This window comes from Actinospineispora spinosispora DSM 44797 (assembly GCF_000429025.1).
GTDB classification, from domain to species: Bacteria; Actinomycetota; Actinomycetes; order Mycobacteriales; family Pseudonocardiaceae; genus Pseudonocardia; species Pseudonocardia spinosispora.
Window position 1 is genome coordinate 119,715 of record NZ_AUBB01000028.1, and the last position, 11,490, is coordinate 131,204.

Annotated in this window: 7 protein-coding genes; 4 read left to right on the plus strand and 3 right to left on the minus strand. The window is 70.9% G+C overall.

The genetic code is table 11. The features are described 5' to 3' along the window. Positions 1-302: 302 nt before the first annotated feature. Entirely contained in the window at positions 303-1,934 is a 1,632-nt protein-coding gene (groL, locus tag G406_RS0114470) for a chaperonin GroEL (RefSeq protein ID WP_028934416.1), read from the plus strand. Positions 1,935-2,352: 418 nt separating this feature from the next. On the opposite strand, the gene G406_RS0114475 is transcribed toward groL, so the two are convergent. Next, positions 2,353-3,333: a helix-turn-helix transcriptional regulator gene (locus tag G406_RS0114475; protein ID WP_028934417.1), complete on the minus strand. Its 981-nt coding sequence runs from the start codon at positions 3,331-3,333 to the stop codon at positions 2,353-2,355. Between the two features lie 62 nt (positions 3,334-3,395). Between G406_RS0114475 and G406_RS0114480 the strand changes: the two genes are divergently transcribed. Further along, a complete protein-coding gene (locus G406_RS0114480) occupies positions 3,396-3,974 on the plus strand; it encodes a TIGR03086 family metal-binding protein (protein ID WP_028934418.1) in 579 nt (192 codons plus the stop codon). A gap of 288 nt (positions 3,975-4,262) precedes the next feature. Here G406_RS0114480 and G406_RS59525 read toward each other — a convergent pair whose 3' ends face one another. After that, entirely contained in the window at positions 4,263-4,853 is a 591-nt protein-coding gene (locus tag G406_RS59525) for a PspC domain-containing protein (RefSeq protein WP_156934871.1), read from the minus strand. 95 nt (positions 4,854-4,948) lie between these two features. After that, complete coding sequence (locus tag G406_RS0114490; protein ID WP_028934420.1) at positions 4,949-6,616, minus strand: DNA repair helicase XPB; 1,668 nt, start codon at positions 6,614-6,616, stop codon at positions 4,949-4,951. A gap of 372 nt (positions 6,617-6,988) precedes the next feature. Here G406_RS0114490 and G406_RS53980 point away from each other — a divergent pair, with 372 nt between their 5' ends. After that, entirely contained in the window at positions 6,989-11,017 is a 4,029-nt protein-coding gene (locus G406_RS53980) for a sensor histidine kinase (protein ID WP_051342089.1), read from the plus strand. Further along, on the plus strand, positions 11,014-11,439 hold the full coding sequence (locus tag G406_RS0114500) for a roadblock/LC7 domain-containing protein (RefSeq protein ID WP_028934421.1): 426 nt from the start codon (positions 11,014-11,016) through the stop codon (positions 11,437-11,439). Before G406_RS53980 ends, G406_RS0114500 begins: the two co-directional genes overlap by 4 nt. Positions 11,440-11,490: the final 51 nt, after the last annotated feature.

Consider the following 11,490-nt stretch of genomic DNA (forward strand, 5'->3'; position numbering starts at 1 on the left):
AGGCCGGGCGGCAGCTCCCATGGCGACAACAAGCGCGCGCCCGGCGACGAAGGAGCTTGTTTTTCTGGGAGTACCCCAGCGAGCGAAGCGAGCCGGGGTGGTCACAGAAAAACTCCGCGCGGAACAGGCCCAAGGGGCCCAGCTTGCTTGCACTCGGAGGGGGAGAGTGCTAGACACGGACCTGGCACTCGATACCTGTGAGTGCCAGGTCGGGTCAGTGAGACCGAGCGCAGGGTTGCCGGTCGTCCGTCGCGGGCACTGCCTTTGACCATCGCGTCATCCCTATCGGAGGACCACACCGCATGGCCAAGATGATCGCGTTCGACGAGGAGGCACGCCGCGGGCTCGAGCGCGGCATGAACACTCTCGCCGACGCAGTCAAGGTGACGCTCGGCCCGCGTGGCCGTAACGTCGTGCTCGAGAAGAAGTGGGGCGCGCCCACCATCACGAACGATGGTGTGTCGATCGCCAAGGAGATCGAGCTCGAGGACCCCTGGGAGAAGATCGGGGCCGAGCTCGTCAAGGAAGTTGCCAAGAAGACCGACGACATCGCCGGTGACGGCACCACCACGGCCACCGTGCTCGCGCAGGCGCTGGTCCGTGAGGGCCTGCGCAACGTCGCGGCCGGTGCCAACCCGATGGCTCTCAAGCGGGGCATCGAGAAGGCCGTCGAGGCTGTCGCCCAGTCGCTGCTGAAGAGCGCCAAGGAGGTCGAGACCAAGGAGCAGATCGCTGCTACCGCCTCGATCTCGGCCGGCGACTCCTCGATCGGCGAGCTCATCGCCGAGGCGATGGACAAGGTCGGCAAGGAAGGCGTCATCACGGTCGAGGAGTCGCAGACCTTCGGGCTCGAGCTTGAGCTCACCGAGGGCATGCGCTTCGACAAGGGCTACATCTCGCCCTACTTCGTGACCGACGCCGAGCGCATGGAGGCCGAGCTGGAGGACCCCTACATCCTCCTGCTGAGCTCGAAGGTCTCCACGGTCAAGGACCTGCTCCCGCTGCTGGAGAAGGTCATGCAGGGCGGCAAGCCGCTCGCCATCATCGCGGAGGACGTCGAGGGCGAGGCTCTGGCCACCCTGGTCGTCAACAAGATCCGTGGCACCTTCAAGTCCGTTGCCGTCAAGGCGCCGGGCTTCGGTGACCGCCGCGAGGCGATGCTGACCGACATGGCCATCCTCACCGGTGGCGAGGTGATTTCGGAGAAGGTCGGCCTCAAGCTCGAGAACACCGACCTGACCCTCCTCGGTCGCGCCCGCAAGGTCGTCGTGACCAAGGACGAGACCACCATCGTCGACGGTGCCGGCGACGCCGACCAGATCGCGGGACGGGTCCAGCAGATCCGTAACGAGATCGAGAAGAGCGACTCCGACTACGACCGCGAGAAGCTGCAGGAGCGCCTGGCCAAGCTGGCCGGCGGTGTTGCGGTCATCAAGGCCGGAGCTGCCACCGAGGTGGAGCTCAAGGAGCGCAAGCACCGCATCGAGGACGCGGTGCGCAACGCCAAGGCCGCTGTTGAGGAGGGCATCGTCGCCGGTGGTGGCGTTGCGCTGCTGCAGGCCGGCGCGACCGTCTTCGACGGTCTCGGCCTGGACGGCGACGAGGCAACCGGTGCGAACATCGTCAAGGTCGCGCTGGAGGCTCCGCTCAAGCAGATCGCCGTCAACGCCGGCCTCGAGGGTGGCGTTGTGGCGGAGCGGGTGCGCAACCTGCCCGCCGGTGAGGGCCTTGACGCCGCCACTGGCGACTACAAGGACCTGATCAAGGCCGGCATCATCGACCCGGCCAAGGTCACCCGGTCCGCGCTGCAGAACGCGGCATCCATCGCGGCGCTGTTCCTCACCACCGAGGCAGTCGTCGCGGACAAGCCGGAGAAGTCGGCGGCCCCGGCCGGCGACCCGACCGGTGGCATGGGCGGGGGCATGGACTTCTGAGTCCAGCTCTCACCTAGCACGACCCGCACGTCCGACAGGGCGGTCCCGGTTCGCCGGGGCCGCCCTGTTTGTTTGGCCTGTTTCGCGCGCGGTATTTTTCTGTGACCACCCCGGCTCGCGTAAACGCTCGCTGGGGTACTTCCAGAAAAAAAGGCTCGGGGACTCGCCCGGGCGCGCGCTTGTGGCCGACTGGGGAGCCGCCGACGGAGTCGGCGACGTTGGTTGCGGACATTCACTGCCCGGCCCTCGCCGGAACTCCTTCGGAGACTCGCGGAGCCGGCTTAGCCGTGGTCGGGGTTGGGCTGGTGGGGCGACTTTGCACGCCTTGGTGCTGCGTCGCACATGTCCGGACGTGTGCGACGCAGCACGACGGTGTGCACAGTGGCCCGAGGCGTCACCGGGGTGACTGGTGAGGTGATCACGGATAGAGGGACGCGGTGGCCGCGGCACGCCTAGACAAAGCCGCGAGCAGTTCGGCGGGCGAAAGAGCCTCCGCATGAGGGCTCAGGCCCCACACGACGTGTTCGGCGTGCCCAAGGTCGGCGAACTCCAGGTCGACCACGAGCCAGCCCGGCACGTCGTCGTGCGTCGCGGTCCTGCCGAGGGCGGTGCGGGTCAGTTCTTCGAGACGGTCGGTGCGGACCCGCACCCTGGCCGCGGTGCTGCGCAGGCGGGCCCGGAAGTCGGACTGGCGGCGTTGCCACAGCTGGGCCAGGTCGATGCCGGTCGGGCGGTGAGCGGGTTCGTCCTCCTCGACCGCCTCGACGATCCGCGACACGCGGTAGGTGCGGTCGGCGCCGTCGTGCAGCGCCAGCAGATACCAGCGGCCGGCCGCGCTCACCAGGCCGAGCGGGTCGACCACCCGCCAGGTCAGCTCCGGTTCCGGGTCGCGGGGGCGCGTCGGGTAGCGGATGCGCAGCCGGGTGCCCGCGAACACCGCGCGCTGCACGATCGCCAACGGCGGCTCTGGCTCCGTCGGCGGGGACACCGTGCGTCTGGTCCAGCCGCCGCTCTTCGGGTCGACCAGGACCCGGCCGGCCGCCTCGGTGGCCCCTGGGCGGGTGCTGGCGGGCAGCGCGGCCACGACCTTGCGGATGGCCGACGCGAACGCCGGTCCCAGCCCCAGTGCCTCCGGAGTGGCGCTGGACTGCGCGGTCAGCAGCGCGACCGCCTCGTCGGGGGTCAGGCCGGTCAGGTCGGTGGAGAAGCCGGGCAGCAGGGCGAAACCACCGTCTCGGCCGCGTTCGGCGTACACCGGGATGCCGGCGGCGGACAGGGCGTCGATGTCGCGCAGCACCGTGCGGGTCGACACCTCCAGCTCCGAGGCGAGCGTCGCGGCGGTCAGCCGACCCCGGGCGCGCAGCAACAGCACCAGGGACAGCAGGCGGTCGGCGCGCATGGCCGGAATTCTCTCCCAGATATACGACAGGAGATGTCGTATATAGGCGACATGCTTCTCCCATGACACAGCAGACCGATCCCCGACCCCTCTACCGCGACGCGCTGACCTGGGTCCGCGGCCTCATCGAGAACGTCAAGACCGACCAGTTCAGCCTCCCCACGCCCTGCCCCGAGTTCGACACCCGCGTCATGCTCGGTCACCTGGTGACCGTCGTCGAGCGCAGCAGGGTCGTCGGCGAAGGCGGGTCGGCGTTCTCCATCCCTCTGGTGACCGAGGAGGTACCGGGCGACGACTGGGCCTCGGCGTTCGGCGACTCGGTCGAGAAGATGCTGTCGGTGTGGTCGGACGACGGCCTGCTCGACACGACGGTCACCGTTCCGTGGGGCACCATGCCCGGACGCGCGGCGCTGTGGGGTTACCTCGACGAAGCGCTGGTACACGGCTGGGACCTGGCGATCGCCACCGGCCAGGACCCGGAAGGACCCGCCGAGGCTTCCGAGGCGGCGCTGGCGGTGTTCACACAGGTCCTCCCGGCCGAGCCCCGCGGTGGCGACGTGCCGTTCGGCCCGCCGGTGGACCCGGCGCCGAGCGCCGGCCCGACCGAGCGCCTCGCCAACTGGGTCGGCCACCGGCGTTAGTCTGGGCCTGTCTCGCGCGGAGTTTTTCTGTGACCACCCCGGCTCGCGCAAGCGCTCGCTGGGGTGCTCCCAGAAAAACAAGCCTCGTTCCTCGGTTGAGCGCGCGCTTGTTGTCCCCTTGAGAGCCGCCCTGGTCGTCGGCGAGGTTGGTTGCGGACATTCAGTACGCCGGCCTTCGCCGGAACTCCTTCGGAGACTCGCGGAGCCGGCTTTGCCGTGGCTAGGTTGGGTGGTCTTGTTCGGGGCCTTGCGGAGCCGACTCGGCCGTGGCCGGCTGGACGGAACGGTTCAGTCTTCCAGGGGCATGAGGATCCAGCAGGCCAGATAGACGATCAGGCCGACGCCGAAGCCGAGCAGGACCGCCACGATCAGGCCGAGGCGGAGCCACAGCGGGTCGATGCCGAGCGTCTTGGCGAAGCCCCCGCACACGCCGCTGATCATCTTGTCGTCCTTGCTGCGCCGCAGCTTCGTGGACAGCAAGTCGGGCGTCGGCGGGGCGGCCGTCGTCGCGTCGTCCGAGGCCGTGCCAGCGGTGAGCTCGGGCGTGGGGACGGCCGGCTTGGCCGAGGGAGGTGTGGCCGGGTGGAGGACATCGGTGGGCGAGTCGTCCCGGGACACGCCGTCCGACGGCGGCGTCGGGGACACCTCGGTGGTCGGGCCGTCGTCCCCGGTGCTGCTCGGCAGCTGCGCGATCGGGCTGTCGGCCTCCTCGGTGGCCGGCAGCTGGGTGGTGGGGCTGTCGTCGACGGTGGGCAGCCGCGTCGTCGGGCTGCTGTCGTCGTCGGTCCTCGGCAGGACCTCGGTGCTCGCCTCGGTCGTGGACCCGGTGTCGGTGTCTGTGGCCTGTTTCGGGCCGGTGGTCGTGGCTGTCTCGTCCATGACCACCAGCGTGCTCGGCGACGCGCGCCGGCACCTCAGGGCCGCACCCCGGTCCCTCCCTGACCGGGCACCCCGGCTCGGTCAGGGGGAACGGCTCAGGCCTCGCCCAGGTCCGTGACCGGTGGGCCGAGGATGTCGTCGGCGTCCATGATCCGGTAGGCGTAGCCCTGCTCGGCGAGGAACCGCTGCCGGTGCGCCGCGTACTCGGTGTCCAGGGTGTCGCGGGAGACGACCGAGTAGAAGTGCGCCTGCCGGTGGTCACCCTTCGGGCGCAGCAGGCGGCCGAGACGCTGCGCCTCCTCCTGACGGGAGCCGAACGTCCCGGAGACCTGCACCGCGACCGAGGCCTCCGGCAGGTCGATCGAGAAGTTCGCCACCTTGCTGACCACCAGCCGGGGGATCTCGCCGGTCCGGAACGCCTCGAACAGGGCCTCGCGCTCCTTGTTGCGGGTCGAGCCCTCGACGACCGGGCAGTCCAGGCCCTTGCCCAGCTCGTGCAGCTGGTCCAGGTATGCCCCGATGATCAGCGCGGGCTCGCCGGGGTGCCGGTCGAGGATCGCCTGGACCACAGGGAGCTTCGTGCGCGCCGTGGCCGCGAGCTTGTACCGCTCGTCGGCCTCCGCCGTGGCGTAGCCGAGCCGTTCGGCGTCGGTCAGGGTGACTCGGACCTCGACGCAGTCGGCGGGCGCGATCCAGCCCTGCTGCTCGATGTCCCGCCACGGCGCGTCGTAGCGCTTCGGACCGATCAGCGAGAACACGTCACCCTCGCGCCCGTCCTCGCGGACCAGCGTCGCGGTCAGGCCGAGACGGCGACGCGACTGCAGGTCGGCGGTCATCCGGAACACCGGGGCGGGCAGCAGGTGCACCTCGTCGTAGATGATCAGACCCCAGTCGCGGGAGTCGAACAGGTCCAGGTGGCGGTACTCACCTTTGGTTTTGCGCGTCATCACCTGGTAGGTGGCGATCGTGACCGGACGGATCTCCTTGCGCTCGCCGGAGTACTCGCCGATCTCGTCCTCGGTCAGCGACGTGCGGGCCACCAGCTCGCGCTTCCACTGCCTGCCCGCGACGGTGTTGGTGACCAGGATCAGCGTCGTGGCCTGCGCCTCGGCCATCGCGGCCGCGCCGACCAGTGTCTTGCCGGCGCCGCAGGGCAGCACCACGACACCGGAGCCGCCCGCCCAAAAACCGGTGACCGCGTCGCGCTGGTAGTCGCGCAGCTCCCAGTCCTTCTCGTCCAGGGTGATCGCGTGGTGCTCGCCGTCGACGTAGCCCGCGAGGTCCTCGGCGGGCCAGCCGACCTTGAGCAGCGCCTGCTTGAGATGACCGCGTTCGCTCGGGTGGACGACGACCGTGTCGTCGTCCAGCCGGGTGCCCAGCATCGGGGCGATCTTCTTCTGCCGGAGGATCTCCTCCAGCACCGCGCGGTCGAGCGAGACCAGCACCAGCCCGTGCACCGGCGACTTGACAAGCTGCAGCCGCCCGTAGCGGCCCATCGTGTCCACGACGTCGACCAGCAGCGGCTGCGGCACCGCGTACCGGGAGAACCGGACCAGCGCGTCGACGACCTGCTCGGCGTCGTGCCCGGCGGCGCGGGCGTTCCACAGCGCGAGCGGGGTGACCCGGTAGGTGTGGACGTGCTCGGGTGCGCGCTCGAGTTCGGCGAACGGAGCGATCGCCGCGCGGGCCTCGGCCGCTGCGGGATGGTCGACCTCGAGCAGCAGGGTCTTGTCTGACTGGACGATGAGTGGTCCGTCGGTCACGGACAGTCCTCTCCTAATGCGCTGGAGGCTTACCTGTGTGAGGCTGAGGGAGCCGTGTGGGGCTGGTGTGGCACTCGCTTCGTCACTCAAGGCTATACTTTGCCGCTTACGAAGGACGCACTACCGCCAGAGGGATCTTACTTGAGCACACGGGGTACGGCCTACTTATTTAACGACGGGCGTGTCGTTGTTCCTGATTTCGGGGGATCTGAAACCACTTGGGTGTACTCGAAGGACAATTGCCGAGTCACGGAGTGGCTCTCTTGACACCCGGTTGCCCCGTGGCTAGGAGCGCGCGGGAAGATATGTGGCGACAACCACTTGTGGTGACAGATTCCGAGGCTACCCGGCGTTCCGCAGGGAGGCGTTGACGTGAGCAGTGAGGTGACGGCGCGACCGAGTCTGCAGACTCGGCTGCGACCGGAGAACTGGAGCGTGCCGCTCAAGCTGACCGCGGTGCTGCTCGTTCCGATCTTGCTGGCGCTCGCCCTCGGCGCCCTGCGCATCGCGGACCAGATCCGCAATGCGGACGACCTCGCGGCGCGTGACCGGTACATCGGCCTGCAGAGCCAGGTCGCGAAGCTGGTCGACGAGCTGCAGACCGAGCGCGACGCGTCATCGGTGTTCGTGGCGGGCAACCGGGTCGGCGACAGCGCGGCGCTCAAGAAGACCTTCGGCGTGGTGGACGGCGCCTGGGCCGACGTGCAGTCCGCGATCGGCGACCCGGACACCCTCGCGGGCGGTTCGCAGGTGGCGTTCGGGCAGGTCAAGGGCAACTTCGACGGATTGTCGCAGCTGCGTGGCCAGGTGACCGGCACCGGTTCCGACACGGCCGGGGTGATCGCTAGGTACACCGGGGTGATCGAGCCGCTGACGGTTCTCGAGGCCTCGCTGGACCGCGAGCTCAACACCCCGGCGCTCGCCGGGCTGTCCGCCGGTCTGACCGCGATGACCTCGGCACGCGAGCAGGTCGCGCTCGAGCACACGGTCGTCGGCGCCGCGATCGGCAGGGGCGAGATGCTGCCGGTCGACGCCGACACGGTGCGCGCGACCGACGCTCGCCTCGGTACCGCGATCGACCAGTTCCGCGCCGGTCTCGACGCGGACCAGCAGCGCCGGTACGCGGGCTTCGCGACCAGCCCGGCGACGAAGAAGTTCCAGCAGCTCAAGCAGACCGCGCTGAGCCGTGTCGGTGCGCGCGGGCAGCTCGGGCTGAGCGCCGCCGACTGGGACGGCGCGTACAAGGCGGTCACCTCGGAGATGCGGACCTCCGAGGACGGCATCCGCGACGAGATCACCTCGACGAGCGCTGACCAGCAGCAGGCGGCTCGCAACGCGGCCGGTGTCAACTCGGTCATCCTGCTGCTCGCCATGCTCGCCGCCGCCGCGGTCGTGTTCCTGGTCGGTCGTTCGCTGCTGCGTCCGCTGCGCGTCCTGCGGAGCACCGCGCTGGAGGTCGCCGAGACGCGGCTGCCCCGGGCGCTGGAGGCCATGCGGGCCGGCAAGATCCCGGACGCCAAGATCAAGCCGGTCGCGGTGCGCAGCACCGAGGAGATCGGGCAGGTGGCCCGCGCGTTCGACGAGGTCCACGGCCAGGCCGTGCGGCTCGCCGCCGAGCAGGCGACCCTGCAGAACAACGTCAGCAACATGTTCGTCAACCTGTCCCGGCGCAGCCAGACACTGGTCGAGCGCCAGCTGCAGCTGATCGAGCGGCTGGAGCGCAACGAGCAGGACGCCGAGCAGCTGGCCAACCTGTTCCAGCTCGATCACCTCGCCACCCGCATGCGGCGCAACAGCGAGAACCTGCTGGTCCTCGCGGGCAGCGAGCTGGCGAAGCGCGGTAGCCAGCCGGTTCCGGTGGTGGACGTGCTGCGCGCCGCAGTGTCCGAGATCGAGCAGTACCGCAGGGTGGTCGTCCAGCAGCCGCCCGGTGTGGAGCTGGCCGGACGCGCGGCGAGCGACGTCGTGCACCTGGTCGCGGAGCTGCTGGACAACGCGACGAACTTCTCGCCACCGGACACCCAGGTGGTCGTCGGCTGCACCCGCACCTCGAACGGCACGTTGCTGATCGAGATCGCCGACCAGGGTGTCGGTATGCCGGGCGACGAGCTCGCGGCACTCAACGCCAGGCTCGCCGGCGACGCCGACATGGACGTGTCCGCGTCGCGGCGCATGGGCCTGTTCGTGGTCGGTCGGCTCGCCTCCCGGCACGGGATCGGCGTGCGGCTGTCGAGCTCGCAGCGTGAGCAGGCGGAGAACGCGGGTGTCACCGTCGCGGTGACCGTGCCCGACGCGCTGATCATCGGCGATGCCGAGCAGGACCCGAGGCGTCAGCAGCAGCCGGAGACCCCCGCGGTCACCCGTGCCGCGGTGGACGACCCGACGCTGGTCGGGATCGGTGGCGCGGCCGGAGTGGTCAACGGCGCGACCAACGGAGCTGTGAACGGCGCCGTCAACGGTGCGGCCAGGACCGCGGTCAACGGTTCCGGCGGCCTGCCGCAGCGCGCGGTGGGTGCGGCGCTGGGTGGTGACCGCCCGAGCGGTGCTCCCGGCCGCCAGCCCGGTGGGCTGCCGCTGCGCGGCCCGGCGATCCCCGGCGAGCCGGGCGGCCAGCGACCGGGCAACAACGGCGCCGGGCGCAATGGTCACGCGATCCGCGAACCGGAGAGCGGCGACGCCGAGGCACCGTCGGTCGAACGGACCGCCGCGGCGCTGTTCGCCACCGGTGGCGGCGCGGAGGCCGCCGACGAGGCGTCCGCCGACGCCGCGCCGAGAGAGCGCAACGCCGAGCCGAGGGCGCAGGTCCGTCCGGAGGCACCGCCGGCGAGGCGGCCCGCGCGTGACGGCGCCGGTCCCCGGCAGAACCGCGGTCCCGGCAACGGCCAGGCCGGACCGGGTCCGAACGGGCCCGCGCGCGGCGAGGGCAGGCCCGGGCGCAACCCGATCGAGTCGAGGCCGGAACGTGGCGCTCCCGGTGCGCGGCCGGAACGTCCGATCCCCTCGGACGCGCAGGCCGCCACGCCGGCCGCGGCGGAAGCGCGGCCGGAACGTCGCCCGGACACCCCGCCCGCCGAGCGGCCGGTCGCCGGTCCTGACCGTCCGGAACGTCCCGCACGGGGCGAGCGGCCGGAGCGTCGCCCGGACACCCCGCCGGTCGACGGACCGGCACGTCCGGAACGCCCCGCACGGGCCGAGCGGCCGGAGCGGGCGCCGGAACGTCGTCCGGTACCCCCGCCGGTCCGTGGCTCCGACGAGCAGCACGGCCCGATCGAGGAGAAGATCGAACAGGCTGAGCAGCCGAACGTCGACGAGATGTGGGATGCCAACACTCCCGCTGTCGAGGAGGAGGAAGCGAGGCGCATGCCGGACGGACCACCATCGAGCCCGCAGCGGACGCGCGCGGGCAGTGCGCCCGCTCGCCCGGACCGGGTCGAGGGTCCGGCCCGGCCGGAGCGTTCCATCGGTCCGGAGCGTGCGGCTGCGCCCGAGCGCCCGGTGCGCCCGGAGGATGCGAAGCACTCGGCTCGCGCCGAGCGGCCGGAACAGGTGGAGCGCGCGCGGCGGCCCGAGGGCCCCGTTCGCCCCGAGGGTCCGCCGCGTCCCGCCGGCCCCGGTCGTCCAGTCCAGGACGACAGGGCCCGGCGAGCGGACGGACCCGCGCGGCCCGATCAGCGCAAGCGTCCGGAACGCCCCGGGCGTCCGGATGGCAAGGGACGTCCGGAGCGGGAGCCCGGCGAGCTGACCATCTTCGAGGAGACCTCGGCGTGGTTCCGCGACAACTGGCAGCTCGAGCCGGACATGCGTCTGGCCAACCGGGGTGCCGAGGTCAGGCCGAGGCGTCCGATCGAGCAGCCGGCGGCGCCGGCCGAGGCGATCGAGCAGTTCGGTGCCGGCTCGGGTGCGGGTGCACCGGCCGCGGCCGCCGCACCCGAAGCGGTCGAGCAGGAGAAGGTCGAGGCCGAGAAGCCGGAGCAGGCCACCGAGCAGCAGCAGAACGGCGGTGACTCGCTGTCCGAGCTGGACGGCTGGTTGCCGGGTGGACCCCGACGTCCCGAGGCCGAAGCGGGCGCCGAGCAGCCGGCCGAGAACTGGACCGGCAACGACGAGCTGCTGCGGCCCATGCCGGAGACGGCGTCGACCGAGCTCACCTCGGCCGGGCTGCCCAAGCGGCGGCCCCGGTCGCAGCTGATCCCGGGCGGACCGTCCGACGGTGGCGCGGCGGCGGTCGGTCCGGTGCCGGCACGCAGCGCCGAACAGGTCCGCGGCCGTCTGGCCAGCTACCAGTCCGGTGTCCGGCAGGGTAGGGAATCTCGCCTTCGCCGGCTCGCCGAAGTGAACGCACGCGTCGCGAACGACGAGAACAATGGTCCGGACAGCCACGACGGGAAGGAGAACGGGTGACCCGCCCCGATAACCAGCCGAGCCGCTTCGGGTGGTTGGTGACCAATTTTGCCGAGCGTGTCCCGGGAGTGGCGCACGCCGTGGTGGTGTCGGCGGATGGTCTGCTGCTGACCGCGTCCGCGCGGTTGCCCCGGGACCGAGCCGACCAGCTGGCCGCCGTCGCGTCCGGCATCGTCAGCCTCACCCAAGGTGCCGCGCGGTGCTTCGAGGCAGGCGGTGTGGTGCAGACCGTCGTGGAGATGGAACGCGGGATCGTGCTGTTGATGTCGATCGGCGACGGCTCGTGCCTGGCCGTGCTGGCCTCGCCGACCTGCGACATCGGCTTGATCGGCTATGAGATGACGTTGCTCGTCGACCGGGTCGGGCAGCTGCTCACCCCGGAGCTGCGGGCAGAGCTGCAGGGTTCGATCAGCAGCAGGTAGTGGGGGCTCTGTTGGGGGACAGGGCTGACAGGTTCGTGCAGAGAAGGATCA

Coding starts and splice junctions, on each gene's coding strand:
- groL (WP_028934416.1), top strand. CDS start 303: ATGGCCAAGATGATCGCGTTCGACGAGGAGGCACGCCGCGGGCTCGAG.
- G406_RS0114475 (WP_028934417.1), bottom strand. CDS start 3,333: ATGCGCGCCGACCGCCTGCTGTCCCTGGTGCTGTTGCTGCGCGCCCGG.
- G406_RS0114480 (WP_028934418.1), top strand. CDS start 3,396: ATGACACAGCAGACCGATCCCCGACCCCTCTACCGCGACGCGCTGACC.
- G406_RS59525 (WP_156934871.1), bottom strand. CDS start 4,853: ATGGACGAGACAGCCACGACCACCGGCCCGAAACAGGCCACAGACACC.